This window comes from Vibrio sp. R10-SG3-ISO10 (assembly GCF_059834185.1).
In genome coordinates this window covers 1-24,191 of the sequence record NZ_JCBDHG010000005.1, presented here as the reverse complement: position 1 = coordinate 24,191, position 24,191 = coordinate 1, and the positions used below count along the sequence as shown (strand labels likewise).

Here is a 24,191-nt window from a genome sequence, read left to right as displayed (position 1 = left end):
TGTATAAAGGAACACCTATGATCCACATTATTACAGGTAGCACACTGGGTGGTGCTGAGTATGTGGGAGACCACCTCAGTGACCTACTGATAGAAAAAGGCTATGAAACCACTATCCATAACCAGCCTAATTTGGCTGAAGTTGATAATAAGGGTACTTGGTTAGTCATTACTTCAACTCATGGCGCAGGCGAGTATCCAGATAATATTCAGCCATTCATCCAAGCACTGCAAGACACACCACCAAAAATGAGCGACGTAAAATACGCAACGATCGCCATTGGTGATTCAAGTTACGATACGTTCTGTGCAGCAGGTCAGCATGCCCATGACCTGCTTGCTGACATCGGTGCCACTGCAATTACAGAGTGTTTTACGATTGATGTCCTCAACCATGACGTACCAGAAGATGCAGCAGAAAGCTGGTTAAATGACCATATTGAGCTGTTCTAGCTCCCTTCTAAGTGGCCATTTTCTTGGCCACTTAGCCCTTTTGTGAATAACTTTCCTTCCTCTTAAAAAACTGTTCGCTCATTTTTTAACCATTTCAGCTGTGGATAAACTACGATCTTTCCGGTGATTAACCTATAGTTATCCAAATAATAACTTAGATCCTTTTCTACCCCTGTGTATAACCACCCATTTTGATCCCAGTTAATCCTCGATCTGATCAAGGTAAGATCACATGATACGATCCAAATAAGATCCATGATCTTGTTGATCATTTTCCACTTATCCACAGAAATGGTCGATCTTAATAGTAGATCTAATAAAAGATCATATATATAGATCTTATATATATATAAGGATTTCACTGCTTGAAGGAAAAGAGCCAAAAGCATTTTCTCAGCCCGTGAAAGAAGGTAGAATAACGCTCTTTTTATCTATCCAACTCTCTATTGAATACCTGAGGTCGGTTCATGCTTTATCACGAAAAATTTGATGTCATCGTCGTTGGTGGCGGTCACGCAGGAACGGAAGCCGCACTCGCATCTGCCCGTACAGGGCAAAAGACTTTGTTGCTCACTCACAACATTGACACCTTAGGTCAAATGTCGTGTAACCCAGCCATCGGTGGGATCGGCAAAGGTCACTTGGTCAAAGAAGTCGATGCTATGGGCGGTTTAATGGCTCAAGCAATTGATCATTCCGGTATTCAATTTAGAACACTCAACGCTTCGAAAGGCCCAGCTGTAAGAGCAACACGTGCTCAAGCTGATCGTGCGTTGTACAAAGCTTATGTTCGCAATGCGCTCGAAAACGCTCCTAACCTCACTCTGTTCCAACAATCGGTTGATGATCTTATTGTTGAACAAGGTCGTGTTTTGGGTGTGGTTACTCAAATGGGACTGCGCTTCTACGCAAAAGCTGTCGTACTGACTGTCGGAACTTTCTTGGGTGGTAAGATCCATATCGGTATGGAGAGCTCTTCAGGTGGTCGCGCTGGTGATCCGCCATCGATCGCGCTGGCAGATCGTTTACGTGAACTCCCGTTTAGAGTCGATCGTTTAAAAACGGGCACACCACCACGAATTGATGCACGTAGCGTCGACTTTTCTCAGTTAGAAGCTCAGCATGGTGACAACCCTGCGCCTGTATTTTCGTTTGTCGGTAAACGTGAACAACATCCACGCCAAATCCCATGCTTTATCACCCATACCAACGAGCAAACTCACGATGTGATTCGTAACAACCTTGATCGTAGCCCTATGTATGCTGGCGTGATTGAAGGTATTGGCCCTCGTTATTGTCCGTCAATCGAAGACAAAGTGATGCGTTTTGCTGACAAGAACAGCCATCAGATCTTTATCGAACCTGAGGGGCTGGATACACATGAATTGTATCCAAATGGCATTTCCACCAGCTTGCCATTTGATGTTCAAGTTCAGATCGTGCGTTCGATGAAAGGGTTCGAAAACGCCCATATCGTACGACCTGGGTATGCGATTGAGTATGACTTCTTCGATCCGCGTGACTTAAAGCAGAGCTATGAGACTAAGTTTATTAATGGTCTTTTCTTTGCGGGACAAATTAACGGTACAACGGGTTACGAAGAAGCAGCAGCGCAAGGCTTGATGGCTGGTCTTAACGCAAGTCTGTTTAGCCAAGACAAAGAAGGCTGGAGCCCACGTCGTGATCAGGCTTACATGGGCGTGCTAATTGATGACCTATCGACCATGGGGACAAAAGAACCTTACCGTATGTTTACTTCACGCGCGGAATACCGTTTGTTACTTCGTGAAGATAACGCAGATCTGCGTTTGACTGAGCAAGCTCGTCAGCTTGGTTTGGTTGACGATATCCGCTGGGCTCGCTTTAACGAGAAAATCGACAATATTGAGGCTGAGCGTCAACGTTTGAAAGATATCTGGATGAACCCTAAATCAGAAGGGGTTGATGCGTTAAATGGGTTGTTAAAAACACCAATGGCACGTGAAGCAAGTGGTGAAGATTTACTGCGTCGCCCAGAAATGTCTTACGATCAACTGACGCAGTTAGATGCGTTTGCACCAGCTATTGAAGATCAACAAGCCGCTGAGCAGGTTGAAATTCAAGTGAAATACGAAGGTTATATCAAACGCCAGCAAGATGAGATCGAAAAATCGTTACGCCATGAACACACTAAGCTCCCTGCTGATTTAGATTACGCTAAGGTTAGCGGGTTATCGAATGAGGTTGTGGCGAAGCTGACAGAAGCAAAACCAGAGTCAATTGGTATCGCTTCACGTATCTCGGGCATTACACCAGCAGCGATTTCAATTCTTTTAGTTCATTTGAAAAAACATGGCCTGCTGAAAAAAGGCGAGGAAGCATAATGTCTCAACTACGCACTCAACTGGATGAATTGATTGTTCAGACCGATCTAGAGGTATCACCTCATCAGCGTGAACAGCTAGTTGGCTATGTCGAAATGCTCAATAAATGGAACAAGGCGTATAATCTGACGTCAGTACGCGACCCGCAAGAGATGCTAGTGAAGCACATTATGGACAGCATCATTGTTAGCACTCACTTACAGGGCGAGCGTTTTATTGATGTCGGCACTGGCCCAGGTCTACCGGGCATTCCGTTATCCATAATGAACCCAGATAAAGCGTTTGTGTTGCTAGACAGCTTGGGCAAACGTATTCGATTTATCAAACAAGTTCTTCATGAGCTCAAAATAGAAAATGTGACTCCGATTCAAAGTCGAGTCGAAGAATACCAGCCTGAAGATAAATTTGATGGCGTATTAAGTCGTGCATTTGCTTCAATGACTGATATGGTTGAGTGGTGCCACCATCTACCAAAATTACAGGGCGGGCATTTCTTGGCGCTGAAAGGTCAATTACCACAGGATGAGATTGAGCAATTACCTGAGTGGTGTTCTGTGACCGACATCAAAGCTTTGAATGTTCCTCAGCTGGAAGGTGAGCGTCATCTAGTAATCTTATCGCGCAAGGAATAAAAGCGAGGTTCATTGTGGGAAAAATCGTAGCGATCGCCAACCAGAAAGGCGGGGTTGGAAAAACAACGACATGCATTAACTTAGCCGCATCTATGGCTGCGACTAAGCGTAAGGTATTGGTGATAGACCTCGACCCACAAGGCAATGCGACGATGGCCAGTGGTGTAGATAAATACCAAGTCGATGCCACCGCTTATGAACTGCTTGTGGAAGATGTGCCGTTTGATGAAGTCGTGTGTCGCAAGACATCCGGTAACTATGATTTAGTGGCGGCCAATGGTGATGTGACAGCCGCTGAAATCAAACTGATGGAAGTGTTTGCTCGCGAAGTTCGTCTTAAGCACGCTTTAGCATCAGTTCGCGATAACTATGATTTCATCTTTATCGATTGTCCTCCTTCTCTAAACCTTCTTACAATCAACGCTATGGCCGCAGCCGATTCGGTTTTGGTTCCAATGCAGTGTGAGTATTTTGCACTTGAAGGTTTAACCGCGTTAATGGATACAATCAGTAAGCTTGCTGCTGTAGTAAACGAAAATCTAAAAATAGAAGGGTTATTGCGCACTATGTACGACCCTCGCAACAGATTGTCGAACGAAGTATCCGATCAACTTAAAAAGCACTTTGGCAACAAGGTGTACCGCACCGTTATTCCGCGCAATGTGCGTCTCGCTGAAGCGCCTAGTCATGGTAAACCGGCAATGTATTACGATAAATACTCTGCGGGTGCTAAGGCTTATCTAGCTCTAGCTGGTGAGATGCTTCGCCGCGAAGAAATCCCTGCATAACGACAACCAAAGGAATTCCGTCTCATGTCTAAGCGTGGTTTAGGTAAAGGGCTTGACGCTCTGCTTTCAACCAGTTCACTAGCGCGTGAAAAGCAGCAAAGTGCACTGCACAGCCAAGAACTGTCATCGGATGGTAACCTCACCGATTTAAATATTAACAGCTTAAAGCCGGGTGTTTACCAGCCACGAAAAGAGATGGAACCTGAAGCGTTAGAAGAGCTTGCCGCTTCGATTGAATCTCAGGGGATTATTCAGCCTATCGTGGTGAGACAGGTTGATGGTGACAAATTTGAAATTATTGCCGGTGAGCGTCGCTGGCGTGCGGCTCGTAAAGCCGGCCTTAAGCAAGTGCCATGTGTCGTGAAAAATGTCGAAGATCGTGCAGCGATTGCCATGGCATTGATCGAGAACATTCAGCGTGAAGATCTCAATGTGATCGAAGAGGCTGTTGCACTTGATCGTCTGCAAGAAGAATTTAGCCTTACCCATCAGCAGGTCGCTGATGTGATTGGTAAGTCTCGAGCTGCGGTAAGTAACTTATTGCGTCTAAATCAGCTAGAAGATGACGTGAAAAGTTTAGTTTCCGGCAATTTGCTTGATATGGGGCATGCTAGAGCTCTGTTAGCTCTTGAAGGTGAGCAACAGGTAGAGATTGCTCAGCAGGTCGCAAAAAAGAAAATGACCGTTCGTCAGACCGAGCAGTTAGTGAAAAAGTGTCTCCAGCCACAATCTGAACCCAAAAATGAGGTTCAAGACGCTGAAGCACAACAAATGTCACAAAAATTGAGTGAAATGCTTGGTGCTAAAGTTGCAATTGTACGCGCTGATAACGGCAAGTCTAAAGTGACGATTAGTCTTGATGAGCCTCACAAATTAGAGCAGTTAATTGCCAAGCTTGAAAGCTAAATGAGATAATTGATCTCAATCAATATATGTAAAAATCGAATTTTTGTGCGGAAGTTGTCGGCTTGTAAACAAAATTGTAACTTTTTGCGGTGTTTTAATTGCAATCAGTTCGACTCACCGTATAATTTTCGCCAATTTCCCAGCCCTGAGGTAGTAAAGCTGTGGATTTTACTAGAGGTACGAATACATGGTAGCTGCGTTAGCTAGACCAGGACGAGCGCTTGCAAAGCAATTGTTGATGATCGAGGCGTGCGCGGTTACGTTAGTGGCAGCGGGTATGGCGATTGCCGTCAATACTGAATGGGGAATCTCAGCGCTAATTGGAGGGAGCATTTTTGTTGTCGCCAATGCTGTATTTGCCTTGTGTGCTTTTCTGTTTGTTGGGGCTCGAGCAGCGAAAATGATTGCTGCGTCTTTCTACACCGGAGTGGTACTAAAGATCCTCATTACTGTGGCTCTCTTCTCTGTTGCTTACATGTATATGCAGGTGGAACTCGTTCCCCTCAAACTAACCTATTTGCTGGTATTAGGGATTAATATCTTTGCGCCAGCGCTATTCATTAACAACAAAAAATAGGATGAGTTATGGCTGCGCCAGGTGAAGCGCTAACATCGTCCGGATACATTGCCCACCACTTATCAAACCTATCTTTAGCAAAGCTAGGCTTGGTAGCGGAGGAGACAAGTTTCTGGAACGTACATATCGATAGCCTGTTTTTTTCTTGGTTTACTGGTTTAATTTTCTTAGGAATTTTCTACAAAGTAGCGAAGAGAACAACAGCGGGTGTACCAGGTAAGCTTCAGTGTGCTGTTGAAATGATCGTAGAATTTGTCGCGGAAAACGTCAAAGATACGTTCCATGGACGCAACCCATTGATTGCCCCTCTAGCACTAACTATCTTTTGTTGGGTATTTTTAATGAACGTGATGGACTTAGTTCCTATCGATTTCTTACCTTACCCAGCAGAGCATTGGCTTGGTATCCCTTACCTTAAGGTTGTACCGTCAGCTGATGTTAATATCACCATGGCTATGGCTCTAGGCGTGTTTGCTCTGATGATCTACTACAGCATCAAAGTGAAAGGTCTAGGTGGATTCGCCAAAGAACTTGCTTTACATCCATTTAATCACCCAATCATGATTCCGTTTAACCTACTGATTGAAGTGGTATCGCTACTTGCGAAGCCTCTATCACTTGGTATGCGTCTATTTGGTAACATGTTCGCGGGTGAGGTTGTATTCATTCTTTGTGCGGCAATGTTACCATGGTATTTACAATGGATGGGTTCACTACCGTGGGCAATCTTCCATATCTTGGTTATTACGATTCAGGCCTTCGTGTTTATGATGCTTACGATTGTTTATATGTCGATGGCACACGAAGACAGTGATCACTAATTTTTTAAACTCTTATTAGTCAAAAAGTATATTTGGAGATAGTAATGGAAACTGTACTGAGCTTTTCAGCAATCGCAGTAGCAATCATCGTTGGTCTATGTGCAGTAGGTACTGCAATCGGCTTCGCAATCCTAGGTGGTAAGTTCCTAGAAGGTGCTGCGCGTCAACCAGAAATGGCTCCTATGCTACAAGTTAAGATGTTCATCATCGCTGGTCTACTAGATGCGGTTCCAATGATCGGTATCGTAATCGCTCTACTATTTACTTTCGCAAACCCATTCGTTGGTCAACTAGCTGGTTAATCATTGCTTTTCAGAGACAAACATTGGTTTGTCATTGATTAACACTAAGTCCAATTAAAGAGGGGTAGCTGTTGTGAATATGAACGCAACTCTGCTGGGTCAAGCAATCTCGTTCGCTCTGTTTGTGTGGTTCTGCATGAAGTATGTATGGCCGCCAATCATGAACGCTATCGAAGAACGTCAGAAGAAAATTGCTGACGGCCTTCATGCGGCAGAACGTGCTGAGAAAGACTTGAATCTAGCTCAAGCTAACGCTTCTTCTCAATTGAAAGAAGCGAAGCGCACAGCAACTGAGGTCATTGAGCAAGCGAACAAGCGCAAAGCTCAAATTCTAGACGAAGCTCGTGAGGAAGCTCAGGCAGAACGCCAGAAAATCCTTGCGCAAGCAGAAGCTGAACTTGAAGCTGAACGCAACCGTGCGCGCGATGAACTGCGCAAACAAGTTGCAACTCTGGCTTTAGCTGGTGCTGAGAAAATCCTAGAGCGCTCTATCGATAAAGATGCGCACAAAGATCTTCTCGACAACATTACTGCAAAACTTTAAGTCTGGGGGCGCACATGGCTGATATGACTACTATCGCACGCCCCTATGCTAAAGCAGCATTCGACTTTGCTGTAGAGAAAGGCCAACTAGACCAATGGGGTCAGATGTTGTCTTTTGCCGCGGAAGTCGCCAACAACGAACAAGTACACGAGTTATTAACTAGCTCAATGTCTGCAGACAAACTTGCAGAAGTATTTGTTGCGGTATGTGGCGAACAAGTTGATGAGTTTGGTCAAAACCTAATTAAGGTGATGGCGGAGAATGGCCGATTAGAGGCTCTTCCTGATGTATGTGCTGAGTTCTTGTTCTTAAAACAAGAGCATGAGAAAGAAATCAGTGTAGAAGTAACTTCTGCTACTGAACTTTCAGAACAGCAAAAAGCAGACATCAGCAGCAAACTTGAAACGCGTCTTGAACGCAAAGTCCAGCTGAATTGCAGCATAGATGAGGCCCTACTTGGTGGGGTTATTATTAGAGCCGGAGACTTAGTCATCGATAACTCAGCTCGTGGTCGTTTGAACCGCCTGAGCGATGCATTGCAGTCTTAATGGGGATTGGAGCATGCAACTTAATTCCACGGAAATTAGCGATCTAATTAAACAACGTATCGAATCTTTCGAAGTTGTTAGTGAAGCTCGCAACGAAGGTACTATCGTATCGGTAAGCGATGGTATCATTCGCATTCACGGCCTAGCGGACGTGATGCAAGGTGAAATGATTGAATTACCGGGTGGCCGTTATGCACTAGCACTTAACCTTGAGCGTGACTCGGTTGGTGCGGTTGTAATGGGCCCATATGCTGACCTTAAGGAAGGCATGAAAGTTACAGGTACTGGTCGTATTCTTGAAGTACCAGTTGGTCCTGAAATGCTTGGTCGTGTTGTAAACACGCTAGGTGAGCCAATTGATGGTAAAGGTCCAATCGAAGCGAAATTGTCTTCGCCTGTAGAAGTGATTGCACCAGGTGTAATCGACCGTAAATCGGTAGATCAACCTGTGCAAACTGGTTACAAATCTGTTGACTCAATGATCCCTATCGGTCGTGGTCAGCGTGAGCTTGTAATCGGTGACCGTCAGACTGGTAAAACAGCAATGGCGATCGATGCAATCATTAACCAGAAAGACTCTGGTATTTTCTCAATCTACGTAGCAATCGGTCAGAAAGCATCGACTATCGCTAACGTAGTTCGCAAACTAGAAGAGCACGGCGCGCTAGCAAACACTATCGTTGTTGTTGCATCTGCTTCTGAATCTGCAGCGCTACAATACCTAGCGCCATACGCAGGTTGTGCGATGGGTGAATACTTCCGTGATCGCGGTGAAGACGCACTGATTGTTTATGATGATCTATCTAAGCAAGCGGTAGCTTACCGTCAGATCTCTCTACTACTAAAACGTCCACCAGGTCGTGAAGCATTCCCAGGTGATGTTTTCTACCTCCACTCACGTCTACTAGAGCGTGCAGCTCGTGTAAGCGAAGAGTACGTAGAGAAGTTCACTAACGGTGAAGTGAAAGGTAAGACAGGTTCTTTGACTGCACTACCTATCATCGAAACTCAAGCTGGTGACGTTTCAGCATTCGTACCGACAAACGTAATCTCGATTACTGACGGTCAGATCTTCCTACAGACTGAGCTATTCAACGCGGGTGTTCGCCCAGCGGTTGACCCAGGTATCTCAGTATCTCGTGTTGGTGGTTCTGCACAGACGAAAATCATCAAGAAGCTATCAGGCGGTATCCGTACTGCACTAGCTCAGTACCGTGAACTAGCGGCTTTCGCACAGTTCTCGTCTGACCTTGATGAGGCGACAAAGAAACAGCTAGACCACGGTCAGAAAGTTACAGAACTAATGAAGCAGAAGCAGTACGCTCCAATGTCTGTATTTGACCAAGCTCTAGTTATCTTTGCGGCAGAGCGCGGCTACCTAGCAGATGTTGAACTCAACAAACTGCTAGATTTCGAAGCGGCTCTACTATCGTATGCTCGCGGTCAATACGCTGAATTCGCAGCTGAGATCGACAAGACGGGTGCATACAACGATGAAGTTGAAGCACAGCTGAAGAAGCTGACTGACGACTTCGTAGCAACCCAAACTTGGTAATAGGTCGGTGGCAGTAATGTCACCAACTAATGGAGAGTAACGATGGCCGGCGCAAAAGAGATACGTAATAAAATCGGTAGTGTTAAAAGCACTCAGAAGATTACGAAAGCAATGGAAATGGTAGCAGCTTCAAAAATGCGTCGCTCTCAAGACGCAATGGAAGCTTCTCGTCCATACGCTGAAACAATACGTAAAGTGATCGGTCACGTAGCAAACGCAAGTCTAGAGTATCGTCATCCATACCTAGAAGAGCGTGAAGCTAAGCGTGTTGGTTACATCATCGTTTCAACAGACCGTGGCCTCTGTGGCGGCTTGAACATTAACGTGTTCAAAAAAGCTGTGACAGATATGCAAAGCTGGAAAGAGAAAGGTGCTGAAGTTGAACTGGCATTGATTGGTTCAAAAGCAACAGCTTTCTTTAACAACAGTGGTGCAAAAGTGGCTGCTCAGGTTTCAGGCCTAGGCGATCAGCCAAGCCTTGAAGACCTTATCGGTTCTGTCAGCGTAATGCTTAAGAAATACGATGAAGGTGAATTGGACCGCCTATATGTGGTGAGCAACAAGTTTGTGAACACTATGGTTCAACAACCAACGATCGATCAATTACTACCTTTGCCTAAATCGGACAGCGAAGAGATGCAGCGTACCCACCAGTGGGACTACATCTACGAGCCAGAACCAAAATCGCTACTAGATACACTTCTAGTGCGTTATGTGGAATCTCAAGTATACCAAGGTGTGGTTGAGAATCTTGCTTGTGAGCAAGCGGCTCGAATGATTGCAATGAAAGCTGCAACTGATAATGCGAGCAACCTGATTGATGACTTAGAACTTGTGTACAACAAAGCCCGTCAGGCTGCGATTACACAAGAACTATCAGAAATCGTTTCAGGTGCAGCAGCGGTTTAAGCTTAGGTAAAACGAAATAGTTTAGAGGATTAACGATGGCTACAGGTAAGATCGTACAGATCATCGGTGCGGTAGTCGACGTAGAGTTCCCACAGAGCGAAGTACCTAGTGTATATGACGCTCTAAACGTTACTGAATCAAAAGAGCGTCTAGTTCTTGAGGTTCAACAACAGCTAGGCGGTGGCGTAGTTCGTTGTATCGTTATGGGTAGCTCTGATGGTTTACGTCGTGGAGTTGAAGTTGTAAATACTGGCGCTCCAATTTCAGTACCAGTAGGTACTAAGACCCTTGGTCGTATCATGAACGTACTTGGTGATGCGATTGATGAGTGTGGTGAAATCGGTGCGGAAGAGACTTACTCTATCCACCGTGAAGCACCAAGCTACGAAGAGCAATCAAACGAAACTGCTCTACTAGAAACTGGCGTTAAAGTAATCGACCTAGTTTGTCCATTCGCTAAGGGTGGTAAAATCGGTCTATTCGGTGGTGCAGGTGTAGGTAAGACCGTTAACATGATGGAACTTATCAACAACATCGCACTACAACACTCTGGTCTTTCAGTATTCGCTGGTGTAGGTGAGCGTACTCGTGAGGGTAACGACTTCTACTTCGAAATGCAGGAAGCTGGCGTTGTAAACGTTGAGAAGCCAGAAGAATCGAAAGTAGCAATGGTTTACGGTCAGATGAACGAGCCACCAGGCAACCGTCTACGTGTTGCACTGACTGGTCTAACAATGGCAGAGCGCTTCCGTGACGAAGGTCGTGACGTTCTACTGTTCGTTGATAACATCTACCGTTACACGCTAGCAGGTACTGAGGTATCAGCACTTCTAGGCCGTATGCCTTCTGCGGTAGGTTACCAGCCTACACTAGCAGAAGAGATGGGTGTTCTTCAGGAACGTATCACGTCAACTAAAGCAGGTTCTATCACGTCTGTACAGGCGGTATACGTACCAGCGGATGACTTGACTGACCCTTCTCCAGCAACAACGTTCGCTCACTTAGATGCAACGGTTGTACTTAACCGTAACATCGCAGCAATGGGTCTATACCCAGCGATCGACCCGCTAGATTCGACTTCTCGTCAGCTAGACCCACTAGTAGTAGGTCAAGAGCACTACGACATCGCTCGTGGCGTTCAGCAGACACTTCAGCGCTATAAAGAGCTGAAAGATATCATTGCGATTCTAGGTATGGACGAGCTATCTGAAGAAGATAAGCAAGTTGTATCTCGTGCACGTAAGATTGAGCGTTTCCTAACTCAGCCTTACCACGTAGCGGAAGTATTTACTGGCGACCCTGGTGTTTACGTACCTCTTAAAGAGACTCTACGTGGCTTCAAAGGTCTACTAGCTGGTGATTACGATGACATTCCAGAGCAAGCGTTCATGTACTGCGGTACGATTGACGATGCTATCGAGAATGCGAAGAAGCTATAAGGCTAACTAGGAGGCGATATGGCAGCAATAACCTTTCACCTAGACGTTGTTAGTGCAGAGAAGAAAATCTTCTCTGGCCTAGTTGAAACGTTCCAGGTGACCGGTAGCGAAGGTGAGCTTGGTATTTTCCATGGCCACACACCGCTGCTGACCGCTATCAAGCCTGGTATGGTGCGTATTGTTAAACAGCACGGCCACGAAGAAATTATCTATGTTTCTGGTGGTATGATAGAAGTTCAACCGGGTACAGCGACTGTACTGGCTGATACGGCTATCCGTGGTGAAGAGCTAGACGCAGCTAAGGCAGAGGAAGCTAAACGTCGCGCTGAGGAGAGTATCCACAATCAGCACGGCGATATGGACTTCGCTCAAGCGGCCAGTGAACTGGCTAAAGCCATTGCTCAGCTACGAGTTATCGAGCTGACGAAACAGCGTCGCTAATTCGCGACACTGTTTTAAAAGTGATAAAGGCGGTCGTAAGACCGCCTTTTTGCTTAATTTTTAACGGAAATTTTTCCTAATCAATTAACTAATCAACGATTAGTGTCTAGAATACCTCTCAGTTTTAATACAAGTTCAAATGGGTAACTCAATGAAGTTTAGCGCAGTGATTCTGGCGGCGGGCAAAGGGACTCGCATGTACTCCAATAAACCTAAGGTTCTGCATACGCTTGCGGGTAAGCCGATGGTGAAACATGTGATTGATACATGTAATGGATTAGGCGCGCAGAACATCCATTTGGTGTACGGCCATGGTGGCGATCAAATGCAAGCTGAGCTAAGCAGTGAGTCAGTAAGTTGGGTGTTGCAAGCCGATCAGCTCGGTACAGGTCACGCAGTGGATCAAGCAGCACCACAGTTTGAAGATGATGAAAAAATCTTAGTGCTTTACGGCGATGTACCACTGATCTCAGAAGAGACCATTGAAAGCTTGCTCGATGCCCAGCCAACAGGCGGTATCGCACTGCTAACTGTCGTACTAGATAATCCTATGGGCTACGGACGTATCGTGCGTAAGAACGGCCCTGTTGTAGCTATTGTTGAGCAAAAAGATGCGACAGAAGAGCAAAAGCTTATTAAAGAGATCAATACTGGTGTGATGGTTGCTACAGGCGGTGACCTGAAACGTTGGTTATCTGGTCTAAACAACAACAATGCTCAAGGTGAGTACTACTTAACCGATGTTATCGCTGCTGCCCATGATGAAGGTAGAGCGGTTGAAGCAGTTCATCCAGTTAACCCAATTGAAGTGGAAGGGGTTAACGACCGCGCTCAGTTGGCGCGTCTAGAGCGTGCGTTCCAGTCAATGCAAGCACAAAAGCTACTAGAGCAAGGTGTTATGCTGCGCGACCCTGCACGTTTCGATCTACGTGGTGAATTGCAGTGCGGTATGGATTGTGAAATTGACGCCAATGTTATTATCGAGGGTAAAGTATCGCTGGGTGATAATGTCGTGATTGGTACTGGTTGTGTACTTAAAGATTGTGAAATAGACGATAACACGGTTATTCGTCCGTACAGTGTAATTGAAGGCGCGACGGTCGGTGAAGAGTGTACCGTGGGTCCATTTACTCGTCTGCGCCCTGGTGCAGAGATGCGTAACGACTCTCACGTCGGTAACTTCGTTGAAGTGAAGAATGCTCGCCTTGGTGAGGGCTCTAAAGCCAATCACCTGACTTACTTAGGTGACGCCGAGATCGGTCAGCGCACCAATGTAGGGGCGGGTGTAATCACTTGTAACTATGATGGCGCAAACAAGTTTAAAACAACCATCGGCAACGATGTTTTTGTTGGCTCTGACAGTCAGCTGGTGGCGCCAGTCACTATCGCTGATGGTGCGACAATTGGTGCGGGAACGACATTGACTAAAGATGTCGCTGAAGGTGAGTTAGTCATCACTCGCGCTAAAGAGCGTAAAATTTCAGGTTGGCAGCGTCCAGTAAAACAGAAGTAATCGCTTTTGTTACCACTAATAATGTTACAAAGCCGCTCATGATGAGCGGCTTTGTTGTATCTACTTAGTTGCAAAGCGACTTAATGACTAGGAATAGCGATGTGCTTCTCTAGCCAACGAACGGCTTGAGAGACGAAAAGAATCAGCACTAAATATTCTAAAACTAGGAAGGTATAGATCTCTAAAGGTAAGTACTCATTAACCACTAGCTCGTTGGCACGACGGGTTAGGTCACTCAATCCAATCACACTGGCCAGTGAACTCATTTTGAGAATATAGACAAATTGGTTACCTAATGGCGGTAAGATTTGTCGAAATGCTTGCGGCAAAATCACTAAGCGCATCTTCTGCCAATAGTTCAAACCTAGCGACTCTGCTGCTTCATGTTGGCCGCGACTGATGGCTTGAATCCCACCGCGAAATACTTCCGCCATAAAGGCACTTTCCGCGATGGTCAGTGCAATGACCCCCGCCCAGAAATGATCGAGCGAGATATCCAATAAAGTAGGCATTCCATAATAAACCCACAGAAGTAACACGAGCACTGGCACAGAACGCACACTTTCTACATAGATTCGGTTGATAGCACGCAGATACTTCAGCGGTGAAAGCGCAGGCAACGCGATAATGAGCCCGAGCGTCATGGCAAACAACATACTCAGCAGAGAGACTTGAATTGTGTCGCTAAAGCCGGCAAGTAGAAAGCTTACGTTGGTTCGGCCTTGATCGGTTGTTGGGTCGAGTACGTACCAACCCCACTGATAATCCGAACAGCCAGTGAGAAGTAACAGTGAACCAAGCAATAGATAACGAGAAGTCACATTACACCTTGTATTGACTAAAAAAATCCATTTGATGCTGCTATGTTAGCAATGAACGGGCTTAATTCGTAATAACTTTAGGGAAGATATAATGAACAAGTATATTTTGGCACTTGGATTGTGCTTATTGTCAGTGGGTCAGGTGATGGCTGAAACCAGTCGTTTACATCAAATCCTTGATAAAGGAGTGCTACGTGTTGGCACAACAGGGGATTGGAACCCGATGACAATGAAGGATCCTGCCACCAATAGCTACCGCGGTTTTGATATTGATGTAACAACTGAGTTGGCTAAAGATCTTGGAGTGGAAGTCGAATATGTCGCAACCGATTGGAAAACGCTGGTCAACGGGGTGACTGCCAATAAGTACGACATTACAGGTAGTGCTTCGCTTAACATGTCGCGCGCCAAGGTAGCGGGCTACAGTCAGCCTTACTTCTATTTGGCATTTGTTCCTGTGGTGCAGAAAAAGGACTTAGACAAGTATTCGGACTGGAGTGACTTTGATAAAGCTGAAGTAAAAGTGGCGGCAACGCTAGGTACAGTACAAGAAAAGATGGTCAAAGAGTTCTTCCCATCAGCACAACATGTGGTTATTGAAGCGCCAGCGCGTGACTTCCAAGAGTTACTGGCACGCAGAGCCGATGTCTCGGTGACTTCAAACGTAGAGGCGGCAACGCTGGTGGAGAAGTTTAAGCAACTGGCCATTGTTCCGGTTAAAGAGCCACGTAAACCGACGCCAATCGCAATGCTACTGCAACAGGATGATCAGGTTTGGATTAATTACCTGAATCACTGGGTCGAGCTGAAGAAAACTCAAGGATTCTTCAAAAAGACCGCCGAGAAGTGGGGGCTGAAAAGTTTGTAACCACTTACTTATCTAGCCAAAGTTAAAAAGAGCCGCAATTGCGGCTCTTTTTAACTTATTCATCACCGACGACTCTCGAATTGTCTGGTGCTGTGAAGTGTTGAGATAACTCACGATTAGACACCACGTAGCCAATCCACATTCCGCCCATACAAATCACAATCGCAATACCTGTCACCAGTTGAGCCTGACTTGCCATCGCGGCGACTAATGCACTGGCTAGGCTGCTAACGCAGATCTGTAGGCTATTCTGTAACCCTGCCGCAGTAGCTGGACTTTGCTGAGCACTGGCTAGTGCACGATTAACGACAATTGGGTAAAGGGCACCGTTGGCAACAGCAATCAAACAGAACGGAGCAAGAATTGGCCAGATGGACGTTAGCTGCCACTGAGAGGCGATAAATATCAGTAGAGAAGCGACACTGAATAGCCCGATCAGCTGGCGCAGGACTTTCTCATCACCATATTTACGTACGCCGACTTTACCTAAGTAGCCGCCTGCCATAAAGGCGATAGTCTGTGGAATAAAGCTCAAACCAATATCTTTAGATTGATATCCTAGTTGCGACATAATCTCTGGCATGCCGGTTAGGTAAGCAAAGAATGCCGCTGATGCCGTGGCGAACATAAACACGTTACCTAGGTAGGTTTTAGAACCTAGTAGTGCCTTAATATCTGCCGAGATACTGGTTTGCTTGGCCTCGGCTTTTTCATTTTTCTGTGCCATGGTGGCGATAACGAGTAATACCCCCATTAGTGTCAGAGCGACAAAAATACTATGCCAGCCAAAGTTATCTGCCAATAGCACACCTAGCTGTGGCGCAAGTGCCGGAGACAATGCAACTAAAGGCATGATCGTAGCAAAGATCTGTTGGCTATTACTTGAGTGGCGTTTGATCACCATTGCTTGCCAGATCACTGCAGGTGCGCAAACACCGATCGCTTGCACAAAGCGCAGAGTCAGTAGCTGCCATACTTGATCGCTAAACGCCAAGCCAAATGATGCGATAGTGAAAATCACCAAGCCGGCCGCTAGGGTATTGCGGTGGCCAAACTTATCGGAGGCTAAGCCCCACATCAACTGACCAAAAGCCATACCCACAAGAAAGACTGTCAGAGAAAGAGCGATTTGTTCAGGGCCTGTCGCAAAGTCGATTTCCATCGCTTTGAATGCAGGTAGGTACATATCGGTGGCAATAAAGCCGAGCATCGAAAGGGCTGCGAGATAAACAAGCTGTAGTTTTGAAATTTTCATGATTCAACCAATCAAATTATTTAATCATTATTTACTCAGTATCAGTTGGCGCCAACCCTGATTTATTTACCCAGCCATTCTATTTTTCGATTTTCAGAAAATAAAACGTTAAAATTATTGGTTATCAATCAAAATTTTTGAACGGTTGTGCGTTATGTATTCAAAATCGTCGCTTGAGATGTTAGATACCGTTGCCCGCTTGGGCAGTTTTACCGCTGCGGCTGAGGTGCTGCATAAAGTCCCTTCAGCGATCAGTTATGGCGTGCGTCAGGTCGAGCAAGAACTGGACGTGATCTTGTTTCGTCGTTTGCCAAGGAAAGTAGAGCTGACACCCGCAGGCGAACTGTTTATTGCTGAAGCTCGGTTACTGCTGAGACAGATGGAAGACCTTAAGGCGCAAACCAAACGAGCTGCTCAAGGCTGGCAATCAACACTCAAGTTAACCTTAGACAATGTGGTCAAGCTAGATAAGCTTAAACCGCTAGTGGAAGACTTTTACCGTGAGTTTGAGTTTGCTGAACTGCAGATCAATATGGAAGTGTTTAACGGTTCATGGGAGGCGATCGCACAAGAGCGAGCGGATATTGTGATTGGAGCGACGTCTGCGATTCCTGTTGGAGGTGACTTCGAAGTGAGAGATATGGGGGTTTTAGACTGGGCATTTGTTATGTCTCCAGCGCATCCTTGTGTCCGTCAGCAAAATCTAACAGAAGAGTTTGTTAGTCAGTATCCGGCAATCTGCTTGGATGATACCTCTAGCGTGTTGCCCAAGCGTCATACCGGGCATTATCCGCAGCAGCGGCGTTTGTTGCTGCCCAATTGGTACAGTGCAATTGAGTGTCTCAAAAATGGCGTCGGGGTTGGCTATATGCCTAGGCACATTGCGATGCCGTTAATTCTTGATGGGGTGTTGGTGGAGAAGATGTTGCCGGATGAAAAGCCGATCAGCCAATGTTGTTTAGTCTGGCGCAAAGATGATAACCACAAGCTCATTCAGTGGATGGTGGATTACTTAGGCTCTTCCAATCAGCTCCATCACGACTGGTTAAAGCACTAAAGAAAACGCCAGCATAATGCTGGCGTTGCTTTGCTTGATAGCCGATTAAGGGCGTTCAAAGACGGTTGCGATACCCTGACCTAAACCGATACACATGGTGGCTAGACCATATTTGGCATCCTTAGCTTCCATCAGGTTAATCAGTGTGGTCGAAATACGAGAACCAGAACAACCCAGTGGGTGACCAAGAGCAATAGCACCACCGTTCAGGTTAACCTTCTCATCCATTACTTCCAGTAAACCTAGGTCTTTAGCACAAGGTAAAGATTGAGCAGCAAATGCTTCATTTAGCTCTACCACATCCATATCTTCAATAGAGAGACCTGCTCGTTTAAGCGCTTTCTGAGTTGCCGGTACAGGGCCATAACCCATGATGGATGGATCGCAACCCGCAATAGCCATACCTTTGATGCGTGCGCGAATTGGCAAGCCAAGTTCATTGGCTTTGTCTTCGCTCATGATCAGCATGGCTGATGCACCATCAGATAGCGCAGAGGATGTACCTGCGGTGACGGTTCCGTTTGCAGGGTCAAACACTGGGCGAAGCTGAGATAGACCTTCTACTGAGGTTTCTGGACGAATCACTTCATCGTGATCTAGCGTGAATAGGGTGCCGTCCGCTGCGTGGCCCTCAATCGGAAGGATCTCGTTTTTAAAGCGACCTTCAAGAGTAGCGGCATGAGCACGAGCATGAGAGCGCGCAGCAAATTCATCTTGTTGCTCACGACTGATACCGTGCAGTTTACCAAGCATTTCTGCGGTTAAACCCATCATCCCCGCGGCTTTAGCAACGTTTTTCGACATGCCTGGGTGGAAATCCACACCGTGGTTCATAGGAACATGCCCCATGTGCTCAACACCACCAATGAGGCAAATCTCCGCATCACCAGTCATGATTGCGCGTGTACCATCATGCAGAGCCTGCATTGATGAGCCACATAGGCGGTTGACAGTTACCGCACCAATTTCAATCGGCAAGCCTGCAAGCAGTGCTGCATTACGCGCAACGTTAAAGCCTTGTTCTAACGTTTGTTGTACACAGCCCCAGTAGATATCTTCAATCTCGCTTGGGTTAACCTGAGGGTTGCGCGCAAGAATGCCTTTCATTAAGTGAGCAGAAAGATCTTCGGCGCGAGTATGACGGAAAGCTCCTCCTTTAGAGCGTCCCATCGGTGTACGTAGACAATCTACTACGACAACGTTTTTCGTTTGATTAGTCATTTGGGAATCTCCTTAGATAGAACCTTGTTGCTGAGCACCATAAAAGGTTTGGCCTTTTTCAGCCATATCAATCAGCAATTGTGGTACTTGGTACATAGCGCCTAGATCTGAATATTGGTTTGCCATTGCGACAAACTCGGCAATACCTACGCTATCTAAGTAACGGAAAACGCCACCTCGGAATGGAGGGAAGCCCAGACCATAAACTAAAGCCATATCTGCTTCTTGAGGAGAAGCGATGATGTTTTCTTGCAGACACAAGACAACTTCATTGATCATCGGAATCATCATTCGTTGGATGATGGTTTGATCATCGAATTCTTGTTTCTCAGCACAAACGTCGGCGAGTACTGGCAGAATATCTTCACTGAATGTCTTCTTCGGTTTGCCTTTTCTATCCAAAGCGTAGCTATAGAAGCCGCTGCCATTCTTCTGACCATACTTGTCTGCTTCAAATAGAGCATCAATCGCATCACGACCTTGTTTACCCATACGCTCTGGGAAACCTTGAGCCATTACCGCTTGGGCGTGGTGAGCGGTATCTATGCCGACTACATCTAGCAGATAGGCAGGTCCCATTGGCCAGCCAAACTTGCGTTCCATGACTTTGTCGATTTTAGTGAAATCAGCACCGTCACGTAGCAACATGCTGAAACCACCAAAGTAAGGGAAGAGTACGCGGTTGACGAAGAATCCCGGACAGTCATTCACTACGATTGGTGATTTACCCATTTTCGCAGCGTAAGCGACAACACGGTTGATGGTTTCATCTGAGGTATGTTCACCACGGATGATCTCGACTAAAGGCATGCGGTGTACAGGGTTGAAGAAATGCATACCACAGAAATTTTCTGGTCGCTTAAGTGATTTAGCCAGCAGATTGATCGGGATAGTCGATGTATTTGAGGTAATGACGGTTTCGTCACCCACTTGTTGCTCGACTTCACTGAGTACTGCCGCTTTCACTTTCGGATTTTCAACTACTGCTTCAACGATAACATCCGTCTCTTCGATACCTGCGTAATGAAGGCTTGGAGTGATCGAAGCTAGGATACCTGCCATCTTAAAGCCATCAATACGGCCGCGAGATAGGCGCTTGTTAAGCAGTTTTGAGGCTTCAGTCATACCTAAATCTAGCGACGCTTGGGCGATATCTTTCATTAAGACAGGGACACCTTTAAGTGCCGACTGGTAAGCAATACCGCCACCCATGATACCTGCACCTAATACCGCTGCACGTTGAGTGTCTTTGCTAGCAGACTTAGCCGCTTTTTTAGCTAGCCCTTTAATATATTGATCATTAAGGAATAGACCGACAAGCGACTTGGCTTCTTCTGATTTTGCTAGCTTAACAAAATACTTGCGTTCAATATCAAGCGCTTCATTGCGAGCAAAGCGAGCACCTTCCTCGATAGTCACAACTGCTGTCATAGGGGCAGGGTAGTGAGGACCAGCCTTCTGTGCGACCAAGCCTTTTGCCATCGTAAAGCTCATCATAGACTCGAGCTTGCTAAGTGAAAGTGGCGATGTTTTTTGTTTACGTCGTTCTTTCCAATCCAGCTTTTCATTGATCGCTTGGGTTAGAGTCTTAATCGCTGACTCGTACAGGGCATCTGTCTCGACGATAGCATCGAGTAGGCCGATTTTAAGTGCTTCATCCGCTCGGCAAGCTTTGCCTTGTGTAATGACTTCCATCGCGCTGTCGGCACCGATAACACGAGGTAAGCGAACACAACCACCAAAGCCTGGCATGATTCCGAGTTTAGTCTCTGGTAAGCCAATGCTGGTGGTTTTGTCACCAATACGCATGTCAGTAGCGAGTACACACTCACATCCACCACCCAAAGCGTGGCCTTTTAAAACAGAAAGTGTCGGTACGGGTAGGTCTTCAAGTTTATTAAAGATGCTATTTGCAAATTGAAGCCATTGATCCAGTTCTTGCTCTGATTTGGCAAATAGCCCCAGAAACTCAGTAATGTCAGCGCCAACAATAAACGCCTCTTTATCTGAAGTAAGCAGTAAGCCTTTGAGAGAGCTGTGAGCTTTAAGCGCATCAAGAGCCTTATCCAGTGACTCTAGAGTGGCGAGGTCGAGCTTGTTAACAGACGCTGGTGCACAGAAGCTGAGCTCAGCGATTCCGTCTTGTAATTCCTTTACCTGTAGGGTTTCGGCTTGGTAAATCATTGTCTATCTCCATGACATACAATCTTCGGATTGCGTGTACAGCAGTTGGTTGAGTTGCAACCGCTGTAAAGGAAAGTGGTGTTATAGTTATTCTGGTTAGACCAGTAGTTTTAGTTTGGACTTGCTGTTGGTTAAATTCAATACATTTTTCAAACAAGTGTTTAACATTGTGCGCTCGAACAGATCTTAGGCGACGGTAAATTCGCTCTCGTGATACACTGCGAGTAAGACATAAGACGAACCACAGCCATGAATGACCTGCCGTATTTAATACCTGCACAACCTACTCAGTTTGAAGAGGAAATAAAGAAAAGCGTCTTTATTACTTACCTCGCACACACTCCATCAATTGAATTAGCTAAAGCGTTTGTTGAGCAGATAAAAAGCAAACACTCGGATGCGCGACATAATTGCTGGGGATTTGTTGCTGGTAGACCTGAAGATTCAATGCAATGGGGGTTCAGCGACGACGGTGAGCCATCGGGAACCGCGGGTAAACCTATACTGGCGCAATTATCAGGGTCGGGAGTGGGTGAAATTACGGCTGTGGTGACTCGCTACTCTGGTGGTATCAAGCTGGGAACCGGTGGATTGGTTAAAGCTTATGGTGGTGGGGTACAGCAAGCTCTCAAGTCGCTTCAAACAATTGAGAAAAAAATAACCACAAAACTACTACTAGAGTTAGACTATGGGTTTATGCCTATAGCACAGTCTCTATTTCCTCAGTTTGGAGCTCAAGAAGTCAGTGCTGAGTATAGTGAGTTGGTTAAAATGGTTATCGAGATTGAACTTCGTCAAGTGAGTGACTTTACTCAAACCATTATTAATAAGAGTGGCGCCAAGGTACAGGTTACCTCGTTGGACAAACAACAAAGATAATTAGGAAGTCGGAAGCTACGCTTCATAAATCAATCTAACCATGCAATTTCGATCCATTATTCGCATCGTCGGGCTTTTGCTCGCGCTTTTTAGTCTCTCTATGCTAGCTCCTGCTTTAGTAGCGCTTATCTATCGAGACGGTGCAGGTGTTCCTTTTGTCACCACCTTTTTCGTTCTGCTATTTTGCGGAACCTTATGTTGGTTTCCAAACCGACGTCATAAGCATGAATTAAAAGCACGTGATGGCTTTCTCATCGTCGTTTTGTTTTGGACGGTACTCGGAAGTGCAGGTTCACTGCCATTTCTCATCGCTGACAATCCCAATGTTTCTGTCACAGACGCTTTCTTTGAGTCTTTTTCTGCTTTAACCACCACCGGAGCCACGGTCATTGTTGGTCTCGATGACTTGCCCAAAGCGATATTGTTTTATCGTCAGTTCCTACAATGGTTTGGCGGTATGGGTATCATCGTACTTGCCGTTGCGATATTACCGGTATTAGGTATCGGTGGCATGCAGCTTTACCGAGCTGAAATTCCGGGACCAGTAAAAGACACCAAGATGACGCCGCGTATCGCCGAAACGGCTAAAGCACTCTGGTATATCTATTTAAGTCTAACCATTGCTTGTGCTGCTTCTTTTTGGCTGGCGGGGATGACTCCATTTGATGCGATAAGCCATAGCTTCTCGACAATCGCCATTGGTGGTTTCTCTACCCATGATGCGAGTATGGGACATTTCGACAGTTACGCGATCAATATAATTACCGTCGTGTTCCTTTTGATCTCGGCATGTAACTACTCACTGCACTTCGCAGCCTTTGCCTCTGGGGGCGTGCATCCTAAGTACTATTGGAAGGACCCGGAGTTTAGAGCCTTTATCTTTATTCAGGTCTTACTGTTTATCGTTTGTTTCTTGGTATTGTTAAACCATCACTCGTATAACTCGGTCTACGACGCCTTTGATCAGGCTCTTTTCCAAACGGTTTCGATTTCCACCACTGCCGGCTTCACAACGACAGGTTTTGCGGAGTGGCCACTATTCTTACCCGTGCTGTTACTTTTCTCTTCCTTTATTGGTGGATGTGCGGGTTCTACCGGTGGTGGTATGAAAGTCATCCGTATTTTATTGCTGACACTGCAAGGTGTGCGCGAACTTAAGCGTTTGGTTCACCCGCGTGCCGTGTACACGATTAAAGTTGGCGGTAGTTCTCTTCCTCAGCGGGTTGTCGATGCGGTGTGGGGATTTTTCTCTGCCTATGCTCTGGTTTTTGTTGTCTGCATGTTAGGTTTGATTGCGACAGGAATGGATGAGCTAAGCGCTTTCTCTGCTGTTGCGGCGACACTCAATAACTTAGGTCCGGGTCTTGGTGAAGTGGCACTTCATTTTGGTGATGTGAATGACAAGGCGAAATGGGTTCTGATTGTTTCGATGCTATTTGGACGACTGGAAATCTTTACTCTACTTATACTACTTACGCCGACGTTCTGGCGTAGCTAAGGAGACGATGTGGCAAAGGCGCTATTTCTCTATTCAAGCCGTGAAGGTCAAACTAAAAAGATATTTAGTCATATTCAGTCAGACCTGTCTGAATATGACTGTGAACTGCTCGACCTACACACCATAGATACGGTGGATTTCAGCCAATATGAGCGAGTGCTTATTGGTGCCTCTATTCGTTATGGCCACCTTAACAAAAAGCTCTATCAGTTTATTGAGCGTAACTTGTCTTCATTACAGCAGAGTAAAGTTGCTTTCTTCTGTGTGAATCTAACGGCACGTAAAGAAGACCAAGGAAAGGATACGCCTGAAGGTAGTGCCTATATAAAGACATTTCTCAAAAAGTCGTCTTGGCAGCCTCAACTTATCGGCGTCTTTGCTGGTGCTCTCTATTACCCACGTTATAACTGGTTCGATAGAACAATGATTAAATTCATTATGAGTATGACGGGAGGAGAGACTGATACAAGTAAAGAGGTAGAGTACACCAACTGGGAAAAAGTGACTCTATTCGCCAATAAGTTTAAAGATATGTAAAGAAAAGGCTTACTTATAAGGCTTTTAGATCGAAATTTAATCGAACAATAAAAAAGTTAGAAAAAACTGAAAAAAGGGCTT

General features: G+C 45.8%; 24 protein-coding genes. 20 read left to right on the top strand and 4 right to left on the bottom strand.

Annotated elements, in window-relative coordinates; genetic code table 11:
• The first annotated feature begins 17 nt into the window (after nucleotides 1-17).
• The 15 genes from mioC (at nucleotide 18) to glmU (ending at nucleotide 13,790) form a co-directional block, all read left to right on the top strand.
• Nucleotides 18-452 carry an FMN-binding protein MioC gene (gene mioC / locus AC6R16_RS03575; protein WP_500639001.1) on the top strand — a complete coding sequence of 145 codons (435 nt, stop codon included), beginning with the start codon at nucleotides 18-20 and terminating at the stop codon, nucleotides 450-452.
• Nucleotides 453-919: 467 nt separating this feature from the next.
• The gene (mnmG, locus tag AC6R16_RS03570) at nucleotides 920-2,815 is read left to right on the top strand and encodes a tRNA uridine-5-carboxymethylaminomethyl(34) synthesis enzyme MnmG (RefSeq protein ID WP_500673625.1); all 1,896 of its coding nucleotides are present in this window, start codon (nucleotides 920-922) and stop codon (nucleotides 2,813-2,815) included.
• A complete protein-coding gene (gene rsmG / locus AC6R16_RS03565; RefSeq protein ID WP_500638999.1) occupies nucleotides 2,815-3,447 on the top strand; it encodes a 16S rRNA (guanine(527)-N(7))-methyltransferase RsmG in 633 nt (210 codons plus the stop codon). Before mnmG ends, rsmG begins: the two co-directional genes overlap by 1 nt.
• Before the next feature lie 14 nt (nucleotides 3,448-3,461).
• Nucleotides 3,462-4,235: a ParA family protein gene (locus AC6R16_RS03560; protein WP_069667981.1), complete on the top strand. Its 774-nt coding sequence runs from the start codon at nucleotides 3,462-3,464 to the stop codon at nucleotides 4,233-4,235.
• A gap of 24 nt (nucleotides 4,236-4,259) precedes the next feature.
• Nucleotides 4,260-5,141 carry a ParB/RepB/Spo0J family partition protein gene (locus tag AC6R16_RS03555; protein ID WP_500638998.1) on the top strand — a complete coding sequence of 294 codons (882 nt, stop codon included), beginning with the start codon at nucleotides 4,260-4,262 and terminating at the stop codon, nucleotides 5,139-5,141.
• A gap of 187 nt (nucleotides 5,142-5,328) precedes the next feature.
• Complete coding sequence (locus AC6R16_RS03550; RefSeq protein WP_500638997.1) at nucleotides 5,329-5,718, top strand: F0F1 ATP synthase subunit I; 390 nt, start codon at nucleotides 5,329-5,331, stop codon at nucleotides 5,716-5,718.
• 8 nt (nucleotides 5,719-5,726) lie between these two features.
• Entirely contained in the window at nucleotides 5,727-6,539 is an 813-nt protein-coding gene (atpB, locus tag AC6R16_RS03545; protein WP_004743579.1) for a F0F1 ATP synthase subunit A, read from the top strand.
• A gap of 44 nt (nucleotides 6,540-6,583) precedes the next feature.
• Nucleotides 6,584-6,841 carry a F0F1 ATP synthase subunit C gene (atpE, locus tag AC6R16_RS03540; RefSeq protein ID WP_004411110.1) on the top strand — a complete coding sequence of 86 codons (258 nt, stop codon included), beginning with the start codon at nucleotides 6,584-6,586 and terminating at the stop codon, nucleotides 6,839-6,841.
• 73 nt (nucleotides 6,842-6,914) lie between these two features.
• Entirely contained in the window at nucleotides 6,915-7,385 is a 471-nt protein-coding gene (atpF, locus tag AC6R16_RS03535; protein ID WP_004743578.1) for a F0F1 ATP synthase subunit B, read from the top strand.
• A 14-nt stretch (nucleotides 7,386-7,399) separates the two neighbouring features.
• A complete protein-coding gene (gene atpH, locus AC6R16_RS03530; RefSeq protein WP_500638996.1) occupies nucleotides 7,400-7,933 on the top strand; it encodes a F0F1 ATP synthase subunit delta in 534 nt (177 codons plus the stop codon).
• A gap of 13 nt (nucleotides 7,934-7,946) precedes the next feature.
• The gene (atpA, locus tag AC6R16_RS03525; protein ID WP_239852349.1) at nucleotides 7,947-9,488 is read left to right on the top strand and encodes a F0F1 ATP synthase subunit alpha; all 1,542 of its coding nucleotides are present in this window, start codon (nucleotides 7,947-7,949) and stop codon (nucleotides 9,486-9,488) included.
• 42 nt (nucleotides 9,489-9,530) lie between these two features.
• Complete coding sequence (gene atpG / locus AC6R16_RS03520) at nucleotides 9,531-10,397, top strand: F0F1 ATP synthase subunit gamma (protein WP_004743575.1); 867 nt, start codon at nucleotides 9,531-9,533, stop codon at nucleotides 10,395-10,397.
• A gap of 35 nt (nucleotides 10,398-10,432) precedes the next feature.
• Nucleotides 10,433-11,836, top strand: a complete 1,404-nt coding sequence (atpD, locus tag AC6R16_RS03515; protein ID WP_272785997.1) for a F0F1 ATP synthase subunit beta — start codon at nucleotides 10,433-10,435, stop codon at nucleotides 11,834-11,836.
• An 18-nt stretch (nucleotides 11,837-11,854) separates the two neighbouring features.
• The gene (locus tag AC6R16_RS03510; RefSeq protein ID WP_004743573.1) at nucleotides 11,855-12,277 is read left to right on the top strand and encodes a F0F1 ATP synthase subunit epsilon; all 423 of its coding nucleotides are present in this window, start codon (nucleotides 11,855-11,857) and stop codon (nucleotides 12,275-12,277) included.
• Between the two features lie 151 nt (nucleotides 12,278-12,428).
• Nucleotides 12,429-13,790 (top strand): bifunctional UDP-N-acetylglucosamine diphosphorylase/glucosamine-1-phosphate N-acetyltransferase GlmU, encoded by a 1,362-nt coding sequence (gene glmU, locus AC6R16_RS03505; protein ID WP_239852347.1) that lies wholly within the window; start codon nucleotides 12,429-12,431, stop codon nucleotides 13,788-13,790.
• 80 nt (nucleotides 13,791-13,870) lie between these two features.
• Here the strand turns inward: glmU and AC6R16_RS03500 are convergent, their stop codons facing one another.
• Nucleotides 13,871-14,611, bottom strand: coding sequence for an amino acid ABC transporter permease (locus AC6R16_RS03500; RefSeq protein ID WP_500673624.1), 741 nt, complete (start codon nucleotides 14,609-14,611; stop codon nucleotides 13,871-13,873).
• Between the two features lie 91 nt (nucleotides 14,612-14,702).
• On the opposite strand from AC6R16_RS03500, the gene AC6R16_RS03495 reads away from it, so the two are divergent.
• On the top strand, nucleotides 14,703-15,479 hold the full coding sequence (locus tag AC6R16_RS03495) for a transporter substrate-binding domain-containing protein (RefSeq protein WP_500673623.1): 777 nt from the start codon (nucleotides 14,703-14,705) through the stop codon (nucleotides 15,477-15,479).
• Nucleotides 15,480-15,534: 55 nt separating this feature from the next.
• Here AC6R16_RS03495 and punC read toward each other — a convergent pair whose 3' ends face one another.
• Complete coding sequence (gene punC / locus AC6R16_RS03490; RefSeq protein WP_500673622.1) at nucleotides 15,535-16,734, bottom strand: purine nucleoside transporter PunC; 1,200 nt, start codon at nucleotides 16,732-16,734, stop codon at nucleotides 15,535-15,537.
• A gap of 154 nt (nucleotides 16,735-16,888) precedes the next feature.
• Between punC and punR the strand changes: the two genes are divergently transcribed.
• Nucleotides 16,889-17,791: a DNA-binding transcriptional activator PunR gene (punR, locus tag AC6R16_RS03485; RefSeq protein ID WP_272785992.1), complete on the top strand. Its 903-nt coding sequence runs from the start codon at nucleotides 16,889-16,891 to the stop codon at nucleotides 17,789-17,791.
• Between the two features lie 45 nt (nucleotides 17,792-17,836).
• Here punR and fadA read toward each other — a convergent pair whose 3' ends face one another.
• Nucleotides 17,837-19,012, bottom strand: coding sequence for an acetyl-CoA C-acyltransferase FadA (fadA, locus tag AC6R16_RS03480; protein WP_049844510.1), 1,176 nt, complete (start codon nucleotides 19,010-19,012; stop codon nucleotides 17,837-17,839).
• A gap of 12 nt (nucleotides 19,013-19,024) precedes the next feature.
• Nucleotides 19,025-21,196, bottom strand: coding sequence for a fatty acid oxidation complex subunit alpha FadB (gene fadB / locus AC6R16_RS03475; protein WP_500673621.1), 2,172 nt, complete (start codon nucleotides 21,194-21,196; stop codon nucleotides 19,025-19,027).
• 249 nt (nucleotides 21,197-21,445) lie between these two features.
• Here fadB and AC6R16_RS03470 point away from each other — a divergent pair, with 249 nt between their 5' ends.
• The 3 genes from AC6R16_RS03470 to hemG are packed head-to-tail and all read left to right on the top strand — an operon-like array spanning nucleotide 21,446 to nucleotide 24,110.
• The gene (locus AC6R16_RS03470) at nucleotides 21,446-22,075 is read left to right on the top strand and encodes a YigZ family protein (protein ID WP_500673620.1); all 630 of its coding nucleotides are present in this window, start codon (nucleotides 21,446-21,448) and stop codon (nucleotides 22,073-22,075) included.
• A gap of 40 nt (nucleotides 22,076-22,115) precedes the next feature.
• Complete coding sequence (locus AC6R16_RS03465; RefSeq protein WP_500673619.1) at nucleotides 22,116-23,573, top strand: TrkH family potassium uptake protein; 1,458 nt, start codon at nucleotides 22,116-22,118, stop codon at nucleotides 23,571-23,573.
• A 9-nt stretch (nucleotides 23,574-23,582) separates the two neighbouring features.
• On the top strand, nucleotides 23,583-24,110 hold the full coding sequence (gene hemG, locus AC6R16_RS03460) for a menaquinone-dependent protoporphyrinogen IX dehydrogenase (protein WP_500673618.1): 528 nt from the start codon (nucleotides 23,583-23,585) through the stop codon (nucleotides 24,108-24,110).
• Nucleotides 24,111-24,191 lie beyond the last annotated feature (81 nt).